Raw genomic sequence first — 20,432 nt, 5'->3', positions numbered from 1 at the left:
ATCCAAACCCTTAATGCTTAACCGCGGCTTTAGCAGAAATTAATTCTCTATTCATTCTTGCAATGTTCTCCAAAGAAATTCCTTTTGGACATTCTGCTTCACATGCTCCAGTGTTTGAACAGTTTCCGAAACCTTCTTCATCCATTTGGTGAACCATATCTTGAACACGTTTCTTCGCTTCAACTTTACCTTGTGGTAACAGTGCAAACTGTGAAACTTTCGCAGAAACGAACAACATAGCCGAACTATTTTTACACGCTGCAACACATGCTCCACAACCAATACAAGTTGCTGCATCAAATGCCATATCTGCATCTTCCTTAGGAACAGGAATTGAGTTGGCATCTTGTGTGTTTCCTGAAGTATTTACAGAAACATATGCACCAGACTGTTGGATACGGTCAAATGCGCTTCTGTCAACAACTAAATCTTTAATAATTGGGAATGCCTTAGCTCTAAAAGGCTCAATGTAAATTGTGTCACCATCTTTGAAGCTACGCATGTGCAATTGACAAGTTGTAATTCCTCTATCTGGCCCATGAGGCTCTCCGTTAATATGCAAAGAACACATTCCGCAGATTCCTTCACGACAATCATGATCAAAAGCTACAGGTGTTTCATCTTTTGAGATTAAGTCTTCGTTTAAAACGTCCAGCATTTCAAGGAAAGACATATCTCCAGAGACATCGCTGATTTGATAATCAACCATTTTCCCCTTATCGTTGGAGTTTTGCTGTCTCCATATTTTTAATGTCAAATTCATATCTCTAATTTTTTATGATTTATGAAAGGCGTTCATCACACACTTTCAAATTACATTTATTTGTAGCTTCTAGTTTTAAGTTCAATGTTCTCGTAAACTAGATCTTCTTTGTGAAGGATGGCATCAGCAGGTTTACCTGTGTATTCCCACATAGCAACATATTTGAAGTTCTCATCATCACGCTTAGCTTCACCTTCATCCGATTGTGATTCTTCTCTGAAGTGACCTCCACAAGATTCTTCTCTAAGTAAAGCATCTTTGGCGAACAATTCACCTAACTCTAGATAATCTGCAACTCTTCCAGCTTTAGCTAATTCTTCGTTGAATTCATTTCTTCCTCCAGGAACTTTTACATCTTTCCAGAATTCGTCGCGCAATGCTTGGATTTCTGAAATAGCCTCTGTTAAACCTTGTCTATTACGGGCCATTCCACATTTCTCCCACATAATATGACCTAATCTTCTGTGGAAATTATCCACTGATTTAGTTCCTTTATTATTGATTAAGTGATCTAAACGTTCGATTACTTCTTTCTCAGCATCAGCAAATGCTGGATGATCAGTTGGAATTGTTCCTGTTCGAATATCATTAGATAAGTAATCACCAATTGTGTAAGGCAATACGAAATATCCATCTGCCAATCCTTGCATCAATGCAGAAGCTCCTAAACGGTTAGCTCCGTGATCTGAGAAGTTAGCTTCTCCAATTGCATATAATCCAGGAACAGTTGTCATTAAGTTGTAGTCAACCCAAATTCCACCCATTGTGTAGTGAACTGCAGGATAAATCATCATTGGAGATTCATATGGATTCTCATCAACGATTTTCTCATACATTTGGAAAAGGTTCCCGTATTTATTTGCGATAACTTCTTTTCCTAATTTAGTGACAAGTGCTTGATCATTTTCATTTAAACCTTGTACGTGCGCTGTTTCTTTTCCGTAACGCTCAATCGCAGAAGCGAAATCTAAATATACTGCTTGTCCAGTTTGATTAACACCATATCCAGCATCACAACGCTCTTTAGCCGCACGAGATGCAACATCACGAGGAACTAAGTTACCAAATGCTGGGTAGCGACGCTCTAAATAATAATCTCTTTTATCTTCTGAAAGTTGAGTTGGTTTTAATTGACCAGCTCTAATTGCCTTAACATCTTCCATGTTTTTAGGAACCCAAATACGTCCATCGTTTCTTAAAGATTCCGACATCAACGTTAGTTTCGCTTGTAGTTCACCTGCAACTGGAATACATGTTGGGTGAATTTGAGTGAAACATGGATTTGCAAAATATGCTCCTTTTTTGTGGATCTTCCAAGCTGCAGAAACGTTACTTCCCATTGCATTAGTTGATAAGAAGAATACGTTACCATATCCACCAGAACCAACTACAACAGCATGAGCACTGTGACGTTCAACTTTACCTGTAACTAAATCACGGGCAATAATTCCTCTCGCTTTTCCGTCAACTAAAACAACATCCATCATTTCGTGACGGTTGTACATTTTAATTTTTCCACGACCAATTTGACGATTCATTGCAGAATAAGCTCCTAACAATAATTGTTGTCCTGTTTGACCTTTCGCGTAGAAAGTACGTGATACCAAAACCCCTCCAAAAGAACGGTTATCTAATAATCCACCATAATCACGTGCAAAAGGAACTCCTTGAGCCACACATTGGTCAATAATATTTGCCGAAACTTCAGCCAAACGATAAACGTTAGCCTCTCTAGAACGGTAATCACCACCTTTTACTGTATCATAAAACAAGCGATAGATTGAATCTCCATCTCCTTGATAATTTTTTGCTGCATTGATTCCCCCTTGAGCCGCAATCGAGTGCGCACGTCTTGGTGAATCTTGAAATGCGAATGCTTTTACATTGTATCCTAACTCAGCTAATGTTGCTGCAGCAGATCCTCCAGCTAGTCCAGTTCCTACAACAATTACGTCAATTAAACGCTTGTTTGCTGGGTTAACTAAATTAATATTGTTTTTGTGGTTAGTCCATTTATCTTTTAACGCACCACTTGGTATTTTTGCATCTATATTTGTCATAACCTACTAGTTTAATGTCGTTACATAAAGTACAACTGCAATAAGGATAAATCCTAAAGGAACTGCAATTGAATAAATAACTCCGAATTTTTTTAATCCATCAATGTATTTGTTGTTCTGTCCCATTGATTGGAATGCAGAACCAAAACCGTGCATTAAGTGCAAAGCCAAAAGAACGAAAGCAACGATATATGCGATAACTCTAGCTGGATTTGCAAACTTTGCCAATAACTCTGGATAATATCTGTATTCTCCATGGTGAAGTCCTGATGTATCACCCACGATATATTTTGTGTTGATTTCTGGAAACCAAAAGTCAATAAAGTGAAGCACTAAAAAAGCTAAAATCACCAAACCTGAAATGATCATATTTCTCGACATCCAAGTAGAATTTGCAGAACCATTGAACTTGTTGTAAGAAACCGGTCTAGCTGTTCTATTTCGAATTTCAAGAATGAATCCCATCACGAAGTGAAAAACTACTGCGAAAATCAAAATTGGCTGCGCAAAGAATTGCACCAGTGGATTTGTCCCCATAAAGTGTGATAATTCGTTAAAAGTGTCTGGACTAATAACGGCTGTTATGTTGATAACAAGGTGTTGTAAAAGGAAAATCATAAGGAACAATGCCGATAACGCCATTGCAAATTTCCTTCCTATTGATGATTTAAATAAACCAGATTTGCTCATAATTATTTTTATATTTCTATTATAGATAGCAAAAATAAAGGTTACTTTGATTTATAGCTCATTTTTCACTTATTTATAATTGATATAGATAAGGGTTTTTGATGATAAAGGTTTAACGGGGGTAATTTTGTGTAGATTTGAGCGAAAATTTAGCCATGATTTTTATTAGAAAAAATTGGTTACATCAGAAAAAATCTGATAGTCATTTGGTCTAGAGTTGCAATCTAAAAATTGATTTAAGAGTAAAAAAAGAGATTCTTCGTTGCAATGCTCTGTCAGGAAGACGGATTTAGGAGAGGCGCTATGATTTTTAGTGATGGAGGAATCTCTTTTTTATCCTCAATGGACAGATGATTTCAAAATTAGCTTAATTCTCTAATGATAGGATATTATTAAAAAACTACTCAAACAAAGGACAAGCATTGAACGCTCGTTTTTCTTTTTTACAGCCACTAAATTGCAATGAAATTTCGTGTGTATGGAAATTTCCTCCTCGAATTGCAGAAGTTATATAATCGAAACTATAACCAATTGTAAATTTCTTAATGTTGAGTTTTAAAAACCCTATTAGTGCGTCTGTATTTCTGTATCCAATTCCAACCATGAAATTATCTTGAAAATCTAACATCAAATTAAGATCAAAACTGACTGGTCCAGCAGGAGGGAAACGAACTAAAACGCCAGGTAATAAAGATGTTTTATTGGAAAATGTAAATTTTGTTCCTGCTTGAATTTTAGTATGTAATCTGAATCTTGAAGCATATCCTATATCTTCCCATTTACTTCCTAAAAATTGATCAATAGCTCCACCAATATAGTAGTTTTTCGAATTGTACCAAACTCCAGCGCCGATTAATGGAAACAGCATCTGATTCGATGATTGGGCTACAGCTGGATCAGGGTCGATTGTGGTAACTTGAGTTTGATCGAATGCAAATTGTTGAAGCCCTCCAGACAGTCCAAAACTTATTCGATGATGATCCCCAAGGGGAAAGTGCAAGGCATAAGCTATAGTTAGTGCGAAGTTATTAAAAGGACCGAAAACATCACGTTCTATTTTGGCTCCTAAACCATGAAATGAGTCATAATAATATTTCTTCTTTTTCTTTAAAGGAGCATTAATTGTGAACAAGCCACTTGTTGGAGCGCCATCAAAACCTGCCCATTGTGCACGAACGGCTGTTCTTACTTCTAAACAGTTTTTTACTCCTGCCAAGGCTGGGTTTATTGCAAACTGGTTAAAAGACCATTGCGAATATTGAGTGGTTTGCTGACTCCATCCTGTGAAGGAAAGAATTAAGATTAGAAGTAATGCGAATTTTCTCATCTTACAATTGTAACTGTTCCTTTGAATGGTTCATCGAAGTTATCGTCTCTCAAGTCTATGACATAATAATAACTTCCTGCAGCCAAATTTCTTCCTCCCTGTGTATTTCCATCCCAAAATTTATTAGGTGAATAGCCGGTAGTTTGAAAAACCAATTGGCCCCATCGACTATAAACCTGAATATTACAATTTGGAAAAAATTCTATACCTAAAATCTCCCAGAAGTCATTTATACCATCAGCGTTAGGCGAAAATGTATTGGGAATTTCAAGTCCTTCTTCAACAAAAACGGTCATTTCATCAATTTTGGAACATTTACTGCTACTTGCCTTCAAATAATAAATAGTTGTAACTTCAGGATTCACGAATGGGTCAAGAACAGTGGTTTTACTCATATTGTAATTAGGACTCCAATTGAAGATTAACTCACTTGTATATCCTTGAAGTTGAATAGTTTCTCCTTGTTTAATGTATAGATCTGGTCCTGCATCAACTGGGAAATCAAAAACTGTAAAAGTGATTGAATTACTAGCAATAGTATCTTGACATTGAGTGAAACAAACCATCTCAGCAGTAATTACATCACCATTTGAAATTTGTTGAGATTCAAAATTTGGATCTACAGTTGTGCCTATTAAAACACCATTGGCATACCAATTAAACACCAACTGCTCATCGCAATCGGTAATCGTAGCATTAAAAACAACGTTTTCTCCCACGCAAATAACATTGGTATCTGCTTCAATCATAATTTGCGGAGTTCTCACCACACCTGTCCCTGAAATACTGATATCAAAAGTTGCTTCCGCGTTCAAAGAAGCGCCCATTGTTCCATTCACAACGACATAAAAAGTTGAATTTGGAGGAAGAGAAAGTGAATTCAAAGCGAAATTTGTTGTTCCATTGGCTTCACAATTTGAAATCAAATTGTAGGAAGAAGAAATACATGGAAGTGGAGCGGAAATTAAAGCTGCTTGCAGTCCATTTCCTTGTCCAGGATTATTTTGAAATACGATATTCGAAAAATTCACATCAACATCACCACCTGAATCATTGGTAGTAAATGTCATCCAAATGGTGTTTTCTCCCGCAAAACAAAAATTAAAGTCATCTTCACAATTGGCACAAACAGTTGAATTTGCATCAATATTATTCAAGGTAAAAGAAGAGTTAGGACACAATTCAAAAGCATCAGCGCAATTATTATACGCCTCTTGTCCGAAAATAAAGAAGGACTGAAAAAACAGAAGAAAGAAAAAGGTGTGTTTCATCATGATGCAAAGCTACTTAACTTACTTTTAATTATAAGAACGAAGATAAAATAAATTTATGGTGTAGGTGGATAAATAGTTTTTTTTGTAAATGGTTAGAATAGTGTTGTTTTTAAAGAATGAATTAGAAGTTTTATAATAGATAGTCCATTTCGAAAATAGAAACCGAAGAAATATCTTAAAAATGGAAATCATTTTAATTCATCAAGCCTTTTGTATATCATTAGCAATGGAGCTAAAATAGAAGTAATAAAGAATAATGGTGGACTACATATTTCAAGACATAGCTTCGCAATACACCTTTTAGAAAATGATAAAAACGTCCTTAATATTTAGTCATATTTAGAGCGCAGTAGGAATAATGCCACAAAGAGAAAGCTATAATTCGCAGTTGTTCAATTGAGAGCACTTAAAGTCCAATATAATCGCTAAATTTGGATTGAAAGGTACAGGTTGGTTTTGAGTAACGCCAATTTTTACAGCACTGGTAAGAATCCTTCAATTCATAAAGAGATGAAACTACAAGTAAACGAAACCATAGAAGTTCAAATACGAGCAAAGTGTAAGTGGAATTCCACGCAAATTGAAATTTCAGAAGGCGAAGAATATGAATTTATAGCAACAGGCAAGTGGACGGATTTTATCAGAAAAACAGACGCTGACGGTTATACTAATAAATACATGCAGTTATTTGACCCTAAAAAAAGAGCAAAACCATATTTGTGGTTTGCATTGATGGGATCTTTGGATAAAAATGAAGACAAGTATTTTCTCATTGGAAAAAATAATAACATTTCTTTTAATGAGAATGGAACACTCTTTTGCTTTGCCAATGATGCTAAAGGATTTTATTGGAATAATTTTGGGCATCTAACATTACTAGTTAAACGAAAACTATAAAATATTTTGACGATTTTCAATGCAAAGAAATTCGCTTACAGTTATAAACCACATTATGAAGTACATATTTATTCTATTCTTATGCATTCTTGGAGCCTGCAATCAAGAATCAAAGTCAAATATTGATACTGATCAGAATGAAAACCCAGAAATAATCAAAGAAGAATTTCAGACTATATTAGATGAAGCGGGTATTAAAGGATCTATCCTCATATGGAATGAAAATAAATATTACTCGAATGACTTCGAATTGTCCAAAAAGGGTTATCTACCTGCTTCCACATTCAAAATTCCTAACTCAATAATTGCAATTGAACTTGGTATTGTTGGAAATGACAGCACAATAATCAAGTGGGACGGCAAGTCTCGTTTTCAAAAAAGATGGGAGCAAGATTTATCATTCAAAGAAGCGTTTCATTATTCTTGTGTACCATGTTATCAGGAAATTGCTAGAACCATTGGAGTTCAACGTATGAAAACCTATTTAAACAAAATGAACTACGGGAAGATGATTTTTGACAGCACAAATTTGGATATGTTTTGGCTGCAAGGAAAGTCAAGAATTAGTCAATTTCAACAAATATCTTTCTTAAAGATATTTAATGAACAAAGGCTTCCAATTTCAAAAAGAACGCATACAATTATGCGCAGATTAATGATTATCGAAGATAATAAAGAATACACTTTACGTGGCAAAACTGGTTGGTCCGTAGTGAACGATAAAAATAACTTATGGTATGTAGGTTTTGTTGAAAATGATCATGGATTTTATTATTTCGCAACAAACATTGAACCTGGTGAAGAAACCAATTTGGACAAGTTAATTGAGCTCCGAAAAACTGTCACCAAAGAAGCATTGATAGAAATAGGAGCATTTAAATAACCATATTCCACCAATACCCAACTAGCTGAAGATCGCAATTAGAGAATCGGTTAAAGCACCAACTCGTATGTTGCGAAAACGTTATAAACAAATACAAGATACCAAACGCCAGGCTCTACTTTGAATTAATTACCTTTCAATAACTCAAACATTTCATCTAATTTTGGAGATAGAATGATTTCAGTTCTTCTGTTTTTCGCTCTACCTTCCGCTGTTTCATTTGTAGCCTTTGGATAAAATTCGCTTCTTCCAGATGCGACAACTCTTTTTGCATTTACCCCATTCGTTTCTGTTAAAATCCGAGTGATCGCAGTTGCTCTAGCTACACTTAAATCCCAATTATCTTTATAAATCGCTGTTTTAATTGGAACATTGTCCGTGTGCCCTTCCACCAAAATATCAATGTCTGGATTTTTAATTAATACTTCAGCCAAAACTTTTAGGGCTTCCGTACCTTTAGTTTCTACCGCAGCACTACCAGATCGGAACAAAAGTTTATCCGAAAGTGACACATACACTTTACCATCTATAATATCAATTGAAAGCTCATCAGAATTAAACCCTAACAAAGCATTTCTCAAAACATCATTTAGTTTTTTGGTTACTGCATCTTTCCTTGCTATGATATCTTGCAATTCTCTCAAGGTTGCTTCTCTATCTTTCAACAATTTTTCTTGCTCTTCCAAAGCCTCTGATTTTTCCTGCAAAGCTTTCCCAAACTGATCTGCTTGGTCATAATTAATAGTTTGTTGTGTTGAAAGTTTTTTCTCCAAAACAACTTTATCTGCTCTTAAATTTGACGTAGTTTGTTTTTCTTGAGCCAAATCTGTACAAAGACTATCTCTTTCCGAAATTACAGCTTGTATTCTTTTTCCTGATGGCTTTTTCTCAGGAATTGGATCGCCACATTTATATATTGGTGCGCAAGATGAAAGTATAAAAATTCCAAATAAACTTGATACAGCAATCGATTTAAATATATTCATTTTTTTATTTTTTCTTAATACAGTTTAACAAAACTAAAAAACCATTTGTCTCCAAATTCACAAAAAAATACAAAACTTATTTACGTTAAGTATTGCTGTATATAATGCTTGATTTAGTCAATATTAGGTGTAAAAAGAGAATCATTTACACTTTTCGCTAAGGAAAAGCATCAATTTATAACACTACCTTTATAGTCAACATGCATCCAAAGACCGATCTCAAAACTCAGCCTAAAAAGTAATTATCCGCCATAAATCCTAATCAAATCTTCTAAAAGTGCTTTAAAATCTCTTCTATCACCTCATCATTTCTGAAGAAGCCAAAGTGACTTGTTCCACCATCGCTTACTCTGTAAAATGGCTCATGTGATCCCTGACCTTCATTAATTAAAGCGCTATCAGTTAAAGTGACACCATCGTTTTCGCGGTTTCTAAAAATTAATTTATCCACTGCTGCGTCGCCTAGTTGCTTCAACATTTTCTCGTCAGGCTCGAAGTTGGATCCAAATACTTTTTGCTTTTCGTTTAAGGGTGTTTTCGCCAAATACCTAATTTCTAAAGATTCTTCGCTTTGATCAGCAATTCCTTTGGCCTTGAACACTAATTTTACAATAATGCTCATTCCTTTTAAAAATCCGGTAAAAACAGGCGCAGAAAGTGAAATCGCTGCCAAATTACTTACACGATTAACCAATGAAGAAAGATGTTCCGCAGAAGCCAAAGGTGTTCCTAAATGTGTTCCTGCAATTAGCGCCATTTTAGTCTTGTTTCCGAATGCTCTACGGGCCACCAAACAACCTCTACTTGATGCAATAACTTCTATCGTTGTACTCGTTTTAGAATAAATTTTCAATGGTTTTAATGCTTTGTGCAGTTCTTTTGCATTGGTTTCTACACTTGAACGAATGGTGCTCATGTTATACGCCAAAACATATTTTCCGAAACCTTTTGATTCCATTTCACTGAAAAATTCTGGTCGTTCCAGCAAATTAGCAAATGAATTTTCGGCAGAACTAAATGTTCCATGCAGCAGCAAAAGTGTTCTTTTTTGTTGCTCAATTTTTTTATCAATCGCAGCCGTTCTTTCAACCCAAGTAAATTTTCCATTTGAAATATGTCCAGCAATCAATCCTGGACGTGAAGAAAGCGCCTCATCTTTTACCGTTCTAAATATTTTAATAAAGAAGCGCTTAATTCTTCCTTTTCCTCTTGTTTTATAAATATCGACATCAAGAACAAAGGCGTTATTTTGAAGTCCAAGAGACTTAAATCCTCTTTTTCCTTCTTCTGGTTCTTCTTCTATAATCCATTGATAGTGTTTTGTTCCGTCATCATAATCTGTAACAATAACAGCAGGACTGGCCTCAAAATTACGTAAGAAATTTATTTTCGGTAAAGCAACACTTCTTGTAACAATTGGACTAACCACCAACTCATATTCTGCATATAAAGCATCATCCTCCGCTTTTTGCTCGATCAATTCAAAAGCGCATCCTTCAGCATTGATGTGATATTCACCGTCATTATCTGTTTTTAATCTGGCAGAAACATAAACATCATTTCCTAAACCACTTTCACTTCGTTCAGATTTCGGAAGTTTTATTTCGGCATTTTGACGGGCTAAAGATTTTAAATAATCTGATGCTTTATCGCTTTGCAAAATCGCTTCTCCCATGTCATCCAAAGTGGATTCTTCAGTAAAATCAAAGAATGCAGGATCGATACATGTAAGTTGCGCAATTTCTGTTTGCACCATTTCTTTAATTAAGTCATTTTCCTCAGGAGCAAAACTTCTGTTGCGCAACAAGTTGAACAAATCATCCAAGCCACTCCAACCTATGTCGTCAGCTGCTTCTTTTTTAATTTTCGACTTTGCTTTTTGAGGTGTAATCTCCAATGCGTCCAATGCTTTCAACATTCCGTTTCCAAAAACCGCGTTGTAGTCACTCGTTTCACTTTTCTTGGCTGTAGAAAAAAGCGCATGCCTTGCCATTTCGACTCTTTGCCAATCACGTTTCCCATTCAAAATTTGGTTCAGGCTTTCGCGGTGTTCGTACAACCACATTGCAGCTGCCGCAGCAACTTGAGGCGTTGCAGAAGATGTTCCGCCTCCACTTTTATCAAAAAAACTATTGTTTTTAAAATTGCTCGCCCATTGAACATTAGGAGTGTAAGCTGCCATATTTGTTCTGCTTGAGGCTTCTGGACCAAAACATGTTTGCATGAATTTACCTCCAGTATCTCGCGTTTTTATTCTCCAGTTTTCATTTTCCTTCACTAAATATGGTGTGTAATCTAGTGTAGCCCCCGTAACTCCAATAACCCTATTGAATCTTGCTGGATACATTGTTTTTTCTGGCAACAATTTTCGTCCTCCTTCTACCCAACTATTTCCGGCGGCTGAGACCACAATTACACCTTTTTCATAGGCATAATTTATTGCACGAACCATCGCTTTTGTTGGCGCACCAGCCATAGACATTGTTACAACATCACAACCAGAATCTACCGCGTATCGCAACGCTCGAGCAAATTTATTCCCAGAAAGTAACACCACATTTTCCGAAATTTTAAGCGACATCACCCTAGCAAAAGGAAAAGCGCCATAATATCCTTTAAATGAATTATCAGTATCGGAAAGATTAACATAATTTCCTGCTAGAATGGAAATTGTTCCTTGTCCGTGCCCTTGGTTTTCAATGAGCGCAGTTTTCGAATCGTAATCTGTAATGTCTTTTTTCTTACCTATGCTTCTGAATGTTCTCGATTTATCATAATCTAAGAATTTTGGAGTCGCAGGATGGTCATCTAAAATTCCAGTATCAATGTGACAAATTAAAGGAAGTTCTTCTCTTTCCTCTAAAGTTGGTTCTCCATTTCTAAATCGTTTTTTTATTTGTTCGAATGCTGTTCTTAACTGACTATATTCATCTCCCAAATGCCAGATAAATGGATTTTTTATCGAATCGAATTTATCATGTTCTGGATCTGGATAACTCTCTAAATATTTATTTTCACTGCGTTTTCCTTGCAGCTCTTCGTCATGAATTTTATAAATGTCACTGGTAATGTCTGGTTCAATAAAATCTACATCATTTTTGTTTTTCAAGGAATGATAAAATTGATAGGCACTATCCCATGGTTTCACATCTGTAAATGACGAAAGATTCACTTCTGAATTTGCAACTCTAACAGCACTCAAATCAGATTCAATTCCTCTAGAATTTTCTATCAATTCTAAATTATCCTTTGCTGTTGTCACCAACAATGTTGTTTCTAAATTAGCAAGTGGGGTTTCATCTTGAGCATCACTATTTGCAACTGGATCAGCTATGTCGGGCACCTCATCAATAGGTTGAGAATCTACCACGACATTCCCAATTTTAAAAGCTCCACCTTTAAACAAATTGTAATCACCACCGAAAAACTCAATCGCTGGATTTTGAGAGGGAGAAATAGGTTGATTTAATCTTTTGTTCGCTTCGTCAACCGTTAAAATATTTCCTGAATAATACAGTTTTTCAATTTCTGAAGTAAATAATCCTCTGCCTTTAATTTCTGCTGCATATTCTGTTTTTTTACAAGCATACATACTCCAAATAGAAGCTTTTGCATTTTGTCTTCCATTTCTTTTTAAACTGTCTAAAATAGTTCTGAAACTTGCTTTGTTTTTATCAAAAAATTCCTGTGCATCATTGGGGTTTAACTGTCTGTATTTTGGAGCATCGGGATCAAGATTGAAAAACCTAACTTGAGAATCAGAATGACAACTATCACCAATCCAAACAACCCTTACTCCAGCTGCAAATTCTAGAAAAATTTCATAGATTTCATCATCGATCAACATTCCGTCGTAAGTAATCAAAACTTGGTCGAAACCTGTTTCTTCATCACCGTCTTCATCCACAATTTGACTACCATGTCCGGCATAAGAAATAACGACTAAATCACCTGATTTTGCTGAACTTGCAAATTGTTTGACAGCCTGTTTTATTCTGCTTCTTTTTGCATTTGCGTTGGCCAAAAGTATGACTTCATCAAAATTTTCTGCCTTTGTTATTTTTTGCAACGCTTCGGCATCTTTTACGCATCCATCTAAAGCTGGGAAATTCGAATATGCCTTTGGATCGGCAATGTCCACACCAATGTGTAGCGCATATCCTTTTGGAGTGTTTGGAGTTTTCATAAGTTCTTTTGTTTTTGAAAAAGTTAATGTATTTTGAATCGTTAAGTCTGCACACAATAGCCCGAATCCATATTCTTGGCTGTATCCTTCGCTAGAATAACATTCAGGATCGCCAATTTTTTTGCAAGAAGCGATGAGAATTCTTTTTAGTTCTGCTGCTGTAAGATTTGGATTAACCGACAATGCCAATGCTGCAACACCGGCAGCACCGGGCGCAGAAGCAGATGTGCCGCCAAATTGAGAAAAATAATCTTGTTTCGTAAAACCGTCCAATCCTATTCTATCGGCAACGGTTATTCCATAAATGGTTTCGTATTGCTTTCCTGTTTTTTGAATTTCACTGCTCGGAAAAACGCAAAACAAAGGCGTTCCAAAATCAGAATATTTCGAAAGTTTATTTTCTTTATTGACTGAGCCAATTGCTAAAACATTGTGATAAGAAGCGTAGGAATCTAAATTAACTGCTTCACTTCCATTTCCTGCCGCAAAGAAAACCAAGGTTCCTTTTCCATTTCTGCCTTCGTTTACCGCATAATCAATTGCCAATCGTGTAGCTTTTGGTAACCTGTGAGAAGGCCTATCATCTGAAGGGTCATCAATATCTCCATCGGTCGGACCCCAGCTGCAAGAAATAATATCAGCGCCTTGTTTCACACCCCAATAAATGGCTTCTGATTCTAAAATGGAACCTAAACCTTTACTTCTCACTACAATTAATTGAGATTCTGGAGCTATTCCGTAGGAACGATAATCGCTTGAGCTCACAACACTAGCGCAAGCCGTTCCATGAAATTCAGAATTAAACAAATGTTTTGCTCCAGCATTATCTGCTCTCAAAACATCTCTTGAAGCAATTATTTTGTTGGGTTTATTAAATGCTGGATGATCGACATCAATTCCGTCATCGATGATGCAAACTTTTACACCTTTACCTTTGCTCACTTGCCAAGCTTTATCTAATCCAATTGCTTCACTGGCCCATTTTCTGTCTGGATCCAATATATAATCAGACTTCATTCTTTTGAATGACTTTCGTTTGACGATTAATTCTGGCTCGCAAGATTCAACTTGTGCTTTGGCATTTAATATTTCAGTCCAGCTGAAAGTGTCAATTATTTTAGAGCTTCTAGGTTCAATAAAAAAGGTGTTTTCAGAAAACTCTAGCTTGATTTTCACCTTGAGATCCCATTTTTCCAATAAGTTCAAACAAACTTCTGCTGAATATTCAGGTTTAAATTTTATGAATAAATTTTCTGTATATAATTGATATCTTTTTGTTTCAACATCTATCCATACAGAACCAATAAAAACCAATTGTGGATGTCCTTGTGAATTGACTTCTGCTTTAAATTCTGAAATCGTTTTACCGCTGTCTTTGCTAATTTTAAAAATCCACACACTTGCTTCTGGAAAGCTGTCCAGCTCTTCGTGATAGACACAACTATTGTCTTCTAGGCAGAAAGACAGTATTTCGTGAGGATTGAATCCATTTTTTGTTCTTATCACAAAAAGGGTTTGACTTTCCTCTAAAACAACCTTTTGCCCATCTCGAATGTATGATTTTCTCAATTTCATGGCCTAAATTTTAAAATTGATTGCCTGAAAAATTTATTCAGATCTCATTTAAATTTCAATGGTTCATAAATGTAAAAATGAATAGCTGGTTAAATATTAAGTGTTCAATAATAAATAATGACATTTCATAAGGTCCTTAAATTTAGAGAAATAAATGATAACATTCACTAAAACTCCATCTAAATAAAAAAAATAGAATTCGAGTTAGGAATCATTAGTTATAGTACGAGGTTTTCAATTGTTTAGTAGTTTGTCGATAGAATTTAAGAACATCATTTATTGATATAATGTTTATATTTGACTGAAAGATGTTTAGAATCATACAGTTAATTCATAAAGCTAAACACCATATTACTTTTTGTAAAAACATAAATTATGTCACGCGCAACTACCATTCAACAGGTTTTAGACCAACTTGATGTGATTATAGAAGATTGCATTGCAAACAACAGTAGATTGGGTTTGTTTGCTTACATCTACAGACGTACAACTGCAGAAATTGCCGCAGAAATTGCACTAGGAAATTTTGAAAATAATCAACGCTTAGAAGACATGGATGTAGTTTTTGCCAACCTATATCTTGATGCATACAAAGACTATAAAAATGGACAGCTTGTTAGCACCTCATGGGCGTTTGCCTTTGATCAAGAAAATGAACCTTTGACTATTCTCCAGCATATTATGTTAGGAATGAACGCCCATATCAATCTAGATCTTGGAGTGGCAACTGCTTCTACAATGTCAGGTCAGGAAATACTTGAAATAGAAGCTGACTTCAATAAAGTGAACGACATCCTTTTTCAAATCGTCAACGAAATGCAAGATCGCTTGAGTAGAGTGACCCCCATGATGTTTATTTTAGATTGGCTAGGTAAAAATAATGATGAGAAGGCAATTGATTTTAGCATGAGAAAAGCCCGCCAACAATCTTGGAATTCAGCAAATTTACTGTGGTCTTTAGGAGGTGAAAATAACAAAGAAACCATCAATAATTTAGATAATTTAGTTCTTAAGTTGAGCCAAGTAGTCAAAGCTCCTAAATCCAAATTCCTTAGATTTTTGCTCAAGTTCATGCATAAGTTTGAAACTAAAGAAGTAAACGTCATTCTTACTAGGTTAAAGTCAGATTAAATATGAATGATTGGTTTTTATTCTTAAATCAAGGAATTTATTAACTTAGTGGGTTGTGAATGAATAGAACTACTGCTTTATTTTCTGCATTATAAATCATCATTAATATTCCAGAAAAATATGAAATGGACTTACATTATAAAAAACAAAGTCACCGCCTCAGTTGCATTGATTTCATTGTGTTTATTAGCTTTGTTAAGTAATTATATTGATAGAAATCATACTGACAATGTTAAAAATATGATCAGCACGATGTATGAAGATCGATTAATTGCGGAGGAATATATTTTTAGAATGACAAGCAGTATCTATCAAATTAAGGAAGTCATTAGATCAGATGATAACAAAACTAAAAAAGTGCAAAGAATTGATGAATTACTGTTGAATATTAAAGATAAAAACCTTGCTTATCAAGAAACAAAACTTACTGAAATTGAGTTGATAAAAGCAGAAGAATTAATGATAGTTTTAAGTGAATTAGAAACGATTCATTCGAAAAATAAACAAGATAAACTTGAAATTGCAAGTGAATCGCTTGGCATCCTTGACCAACTTTCCAACATTCAGTTGGTAGAATCTAAAAAAATAATGAAAAATGCTGAGGCGTTGTATTCCTCAAGTAGAACATCTTCTCAGTTTGTGTTTGCATTGATAATTGTTATATTACTTGTACTTCAGGCGCTCGTTTTTGCTTCAAAAACACCGATAGCTCGAGGAATTGCGAAAAAACCGAATCTTAACTGATAAGAGTTGAGAGAATATTTTATGAAAAAATAAATAATTACCATTATGAAAAAGATCACATTTTTACTCGTTTCTATTGCAATTGTTTCTTGTACTAACGACTCATCAGAAGTTGAAGAGGTCCAGGAAGAGCAGGTTCAATCTGAATCATTAATTGCTTCAGATTTAGAGAAATTAGCAGATGGATTTTCATTTACAGAAGGTCCGGCAGTTGATGCGCAAGGAAATGTCTATTTTACAGATATTCCTGAAAACCTTATTTTGATTTGGACAATTGATGACCAATTAGATACTTTCCGTTTAAATAGCGGAAGAGCAAACGGTTTATACTTTGATAAAGATCAAAACTTACTGGCGTGCGAAGGGGAACAAGGACAAATTACTTCGACAACTCCAGATGGAAAATATAAGGCGATTGCAACTGAGTACGATGGAAAACGATTTAATCAAACCAATGATTTATGGCCCGATGGTAAAGGAGGTGTTTATTTCACTGACCCAAAGTTTGGTGATGATGCTTCTGAAATTCCACAAGACGGAATGCATGTTTATTATATCAAACCAGATCGTAAATCAGTGATTAGAGTTATCGATGATTTTGAAAAACCTAATGGTGTTTTAGGAACTCCCGATGGAAAAACACTTTACGTTACTGACGTAGAGGCCGGAGAAACATTTAAATATGACATTCAAGAAGACGGTACGTTGGAAAATAAAACACTCTTTGCTGAACTAGGATGTGATGGAATGACAATTGACAAATCTGGAAATATCTATTTAACGACAGATGGAAAAAATGCTGTAGATATATTTTCTCAACAAGGTGAATTATTAGAAACCATACAATTAAAAGAAAGAGTGGCAAATGTTTGTTTTGGAGGAAAAGACAGAAATCAACTATTTATATCTGCCAGAAATTCAATTTATAGGATTGACATGAATACGCAAGGAGTGGATTAGTTAACGCTTTTAATATTCGAAGCAATAATTTGAAAATTAAATAGTTAATTAATAAAACATCTTCTTATGAAAAAAGTAACTCTTTTTATTATGTTGATTTCCTTATTTACTTTTATTTCATCCTGTAATAAGGATAAAACGGAAATATTCTACTGGGACGAAACTTCGTGTTCTGATCCTTGGCAGGCAAATGCTTATGATCCTGAAGAAGAAAAAAAGGCGAGTATAAAACTCTATTTACTCAATGAAGATATTTCAGTTGAAGCTGTGAACTTTGAATTTGACTCTTCAAAAGCTCAGTTTTGCGAAGCTTGTAGTTGTACTACCGGAAATATAATCGCTATGAAAGTGTCGTCAAAGGACACGGGAAAAATGGAAGAACTTAATTTTTATCAATAGGATTGCAAAGAAATAGGATTGCATATATAGCCCTTCTTGTCATCACAATAATGTTGGGCTTATTTTCAAGAACAGAATTTGTTCCCAAAATTGTATATCCCTATTTAGGAGATTATTTTTATGCAATTATGATTTTTGTGATTGTCGGATTCCTTTTCAATAAAACCACTTCTCTAAAAGTTGCAATTGCTAGTATCCTCATTTGTTACGGAATTGAAATATTACAATTGTATCAAGCTGATTGGATTAATGAAATAAGAAGTCATAGGCTAGGCGCGCTTGTTTTAGGTTCCGGCTTTTTATGGAGCGATTTAGTTTGCTATACTTTAGGAGGAACAACGGGGTATGTTTTGGAAAGGCTTTTCTTTAGAAAAAAATGGCTAAAATCTAAACACTAAAGTTTTGATACTTTGCCACAGTAACAATCCACAAATCAACAGATTTACATTTCATCATATCATCGAAAAAACCATTACTTTTACGGCATGGATGAAAGTTTCGGCAAGAAATACAAACTCTGCAGTAAAAAAGTGATGACTTCAATTTTCGAAGAGGGAAAACAAGAAAAAGTTTACCCTTTTTTGTTGCGTTATCTTGAAGTAGATTTAAAAACTGACACCTGTTTTCAAGTTGTGATAGCTGTACCCAAACGAAAGTTTAAAAGAGCTGTAGATCGCAATAGAATCAAGCGTTTGATACGTGAAGCAGTGCGTAAAAAAAAGTACATTATTGAGCAATCAATGACGCCCGAAGAAATGCAATTGGCTTTGTTTTTAATTTACACATCTAGCCAAGAAGAATCTTACCAAAAAATTATTGATAAAATAGAAGCCCTTTTTCTGCGTTTAGTGGAAAGCAGAGGACAATAGTTAACCTCATTTTTCATTATCTTTGAAGATTAAAACAAAAATTTATATGCGAAATATTTATGCAATCGTCTTTTTATTTCTTTTTGGAATAAGTAATACCAGTTTTTCCCAATCGAATGGCTTTGAGGTGATTAAAAACCTTGAGTTGATCGACTTGATTTACATGAATTTAGATAAATATTATGTAGATGAGCCAAAAACAGGTGAGATTTCTAAAGCTGCCATTGATGCAATGCTGGTTGAGTTAGATCCATACACGGTGTATTATCACGAATCAAATATCGAAGATTACCGCTTAATGACCACAGGTCAATATGGTGGAATTGGTGCGTTAATTAGAAAATCGGGGGAGTATGTTTTTATTGCAGAACCTTATGAAAATATGCCAGCCCAAAAAGCAGGTTTAAAGGCTGGAGATAAGATTTTGTCTATCGATGGGAGAAGCATGAAAAGTGTAGATTCTGATGTTGTTTCGGATGCACTAAAAGGAGCAAAAGGTTCTTCTTTTATGTTGGAGTATGAACGTCCAAATGGAGGTGTTAACACAATTAAAGTTGAGCGTGATGAAATCAAAGTTCCTGATGTTCCTTATTTTGGAATGGTTGACGAAAAAGGGAAGATTGGTTATATAAAATTGACTTCTTTCACTCAAACTGCTTCTAAAAGTATCAAAAGTGCCTACGATGAATTAAGTAAGGAAGGAATGGAAAAGATCATTCTTGATTTACGCGGAAATGGTGGAGGATTGTTAATAGAATCTATCGATATCGTAAACTTTTTTGTAGATAAAGATGAAGTAATCGTGAAGACGAAAGGGAGAATAGAGGACGAAAACAGAATCTATAAAACCAGGAATTCTCCAATAGATTTAGAAATTCCTGTCGTTGTTTTAGTTGATGGTTATTCTGCCTCAGCTTCTGAAATTGTTTCGGGATCGCTGCAAGATTTAGATAGAGGAGTAATTATTGGAAGCACAACTTTCGGAAAGGGATTGGTGCAAAGAACGATTGATTTGAAGTATGGCGCTAAAATGAAATTAACGATTGCAAAATACTATACGCCTTCTGGAAGATGTGTTCAGAAATTGGATTATTACCATAAAAATAATGGTGAAGTCGATGAGGTTCCAGATTCATTAATCAAGATTTTCCACACTAAAAATGGTAGAGAAGTGATTGACGGAAGAGGAATTGAACCAGATATTCGCGTTGAGGAAGAAAATTTGGCAAGATTAACAGCTGTTTTAATGGGTGAAAATATCGTGTTTGATTTTGCAACGAACTTCTCTCAAGCAAATCCAGAAATCGCGTCAGCGAAAGAGTTTCAAATTACGGATAAGGTCTACAAAGATTTTAAAGATTATGTGTTGAAACAAGATTTCGAATACAAAACTGCAACTCAGGAATATTTGGAAAGAGTTTTAGAAACTGCGAAATCTGAAGGTTATGACCAAAAAATAAATGGTGAATTTAAAGCACTTCAAAAAGTAGTGAGCGCCTCGAAAGAGGATGATTTAGTTTTATTTGAAAATCAAATTAAAGAATTATTGTCCAACGAAATCGTTTCGCGTTATTACTATCAAGAAGGACGTGTGGTGAATGCTTTTCAGGATGATGAACCACTTAAAAAAGCAATCGAAGTTTTAAATGATAATGCTAAATACAAGTCACTCTTAAAACCTTAAATGA

The 20,432-nt window shown here is 35.0% G+C and carries 16 protein-coding genes; 9 read left to right on the top strand and 7 right to left on the bottom strand.

Features of this window, described 5'->3' with window-relative positions; translation table 11 throughout:
* Positions 1-10: 10 nt before the first annotated feature.
* The 5 genes from C6368_RS10025 to C6368_RS10005 all read right to left on the bottom strand — a co-directional run bounded on the left by C6368_RS10025 (position 11) and on the right by C6368_RS10005 (position 6,114).
* Positions 11-763: a succinate dehydrogenase/fumarate reductase iron-sulfur subunit gene (locus C6368_RS10025; RefSeq protein WP_107039067.1), complete on the bottom strand. Its 753-nt coding sequence runs from the start codon at positions 761-763 to the stop codon at positions 11-13.
* A gap of 56 nt (positions 764-819) precedes the next feature.
* A complete protein-coding gene (locus C6368_RS10020; protein WP_107039066.1) occupies positions 820-2,823 on the bottom strand; it encodes a fumarate reductase/succinate dehydrogenase flavoprotein subunit in 2,004 nt (667 codons plus the stop codon).
* A 6-nt stretch (positions 2,824-2,829) separates the two neighbouring features.
* On the bottom strand, positions 2,830-3,513 hold the full coding sequence (locus C6368_RS10015) for a succinate dehydrogenase cytochrome b subunit (RefSeq protein ID WP_107039065.1): 684 nt from the start codon (positions 3,511-3,513) through the stop codon (positions 2,830-2,832).
* Between the two features lie 400 nt (positions 3,514-3,913).
* Positions 3,914-4,840, bottom strand: coding sequence for a PorP/SprF family type IX secretion system membrane protein (locus C6368_RS10010; RefSeq protein WP_107039064.1), 927 nt, complete (start codon positions 4,838-4,840; stop codon positions 3,914-3,916).
* Positions 4,837-6,114, bottom strand: a complete 1,278-nt coding sequence (locus C6368_RS10005) for a gliding motility-associated C-terminal domain-containing protein (protein ID WP_107039063.1) — start codon at positions 6,112-6,114, stop codon at positions 4,837-4,839. The genes C6368_RS10010 and C6368_RS10005 overlap by 4 nt, the downstream gene beginning before the upstream one ends.
* A gap of 510 nt (positions 6,115-6,624) precedes the next feature.
* On the opposite strand from C6368_RS10005, the gene C6368_RS10000 reads away from it, so the two are divergent.
* Together C6368_RS10000 and C6368_RS09995 are read left to right on the top strand one after the other, a co-directional pair.
* Positions 6,625-7,011, top strand: coding sequence for a hypothetical protein (locus tag C6368_RS10000; RefSeq protein ID WP_159038541.1), 387 nt, complete (start codon positions 6,625-6,627; stop codon positions 7,009-7,011).
* Positions 7,012-7,066: 55 nt separating this feature from the next.
* Positions 7,067-7,894, top strand: coding sequence for a penicillin-binding transpeptidase domain-containing protein (locus C6368_RS09995; protein ID WP_107039109.1), 828 nt, complete (start codon positions 7,067-7,069; stop codon positions 7,892-7,894).
* A 125-nt stretch (positions 7,895-8,019) separates the two neighbouring features.
* On the opposite strand, the gene C6368_RS09990 is transcribed toward C6368_RS09995, so the two are convergent.
* Together C6368_RS09990 and C6368_RS09985 are read right to left on the bottom strand one after the other, a co-directional pair.
* Entirely contained in the window at positions 8,020-8,880 is an 861-nt protein-coding gene (locus C6368_RS09990) for an OmpA family protein (protein WP_107039061.1), read from the bottom strand.
* Positions 8,881-9,151: 271 nt separating this feature from the next.
* A complete protein-coding gene (locus C6368_RS09985; RefSeq protein WP_107039060.1) occupies positions 9,152-14,641 on the bottom strand; it encodes a S8 family serine peptidase in 5,490 nt (1,829 codons plus the stop codon).
* A 375-nt stretch (positions 14,642-15,016) separates the two neighbouring features.
* Here C6368_RS09985 and C6368_RS09980 point away from each other — a divergent pair, with 375 nt between their 5' ends.
* The 7 genes from C6368_RS09980 (at position 15,017) to C6368_RS09950 (ending at position 20,428) form a co-directional block, all read left to right on the top strand.
* A complete protein-coding gene (locus C6368_RS09980) occupies positions 15,017-15,772 on the top strand; it encodes a DUF5995 family protein (RefSeq protein WP_107039059.1) in 756 nt (251 codons plus the stop codon).
* A 120-nt stretch (positions 15,773-15,892) separates the two neighbouring features.
* On the top strand, positions 15,893-16,516 hold the full coding sequence (locus C6368_RS09975) for an MCP four helix bundle domain-containing protein (RefSeq protein ID WP_107039058.1): 624 nt from the start codon (positions 15,893-15,895) through the stop codon (positions 16,514-16,516).
* Between the two features lie 45 nt (positions 16,517-16,561).
* Positions 16,562-17,476: an SMP-30/gluconolactonase/LRE family protein gene (locus tag C6368_RS09970; protein WP_107039057.1), complete on the top strand. Its 915-nt coding sequence runs from the start codon at positions 16,562-16,564 to the stop codon at positions 17,474-17,476.
* Between the two features lie 66 nt (positions 17,477-17,542).
* Positions 17,543-17,875: a hypothetical protein gene (locus C6368_RS09965; RefSeq protein ID WP_107039056.1), complete on the top strand. Its 333-nt coding sequence runs from the start codon at positions 17,543-17,545 to the stop codon at positions 17,873-17,875.
* Between the two features lie 50 nt (positions 17,876-17,925).
* Positions 17,926-18,273: a ribosomal maturation YjgA family protein gene (locus C6368_RS09960; RefSeq protein ID WP_199851616.1), complete on the top strand. Its 348-nt coding sequence runs from the start codon at positions 17,926-17,928 to the stop codon at positions 18,271-18,273.
* Positions 18,274-18,360: 87 nt separating this feature from the next.
* On the top strand, positions 18,361-18,744 hold the full coding sequence (gene rnpA, locus C6368_RS09955) for a ribonuclease P protein component (RefSeq protein WP_107039054.1): 384 nt from the start codon (positions 18,361-18,363) through the stop codon (positions 18,742-18,744).
* Between the two features lie 46 nt (positions 18,745-18,790).
* Positions 18,791-20,428: a S41 family peptidase gene (locus C6368_RS09950; RefSeq protein ID WP_107039053.1), complete on the top strand. Its 1,638-nt coding sequence runs from the start codon at positions 18,791-18,793 to the stop codon at positions 20,426-20,428.
* The last annotated feature ends 4 nt before the right edge of the window (positions 20,429-20,432 follow it).

The organism is Brumimicrobium mesophilum (assembly GCF_003025005.1).
Lineage (GTDB): Bacteria > Bacteroidota > Bacteroidia > Flavobacteriales_D > Crocinitomicaceae > Brumimicrobium > Brumimicrobium mesophilum.
This window is presented reverse-complemented; position numbering and strand designations above follow the sequence as displayed.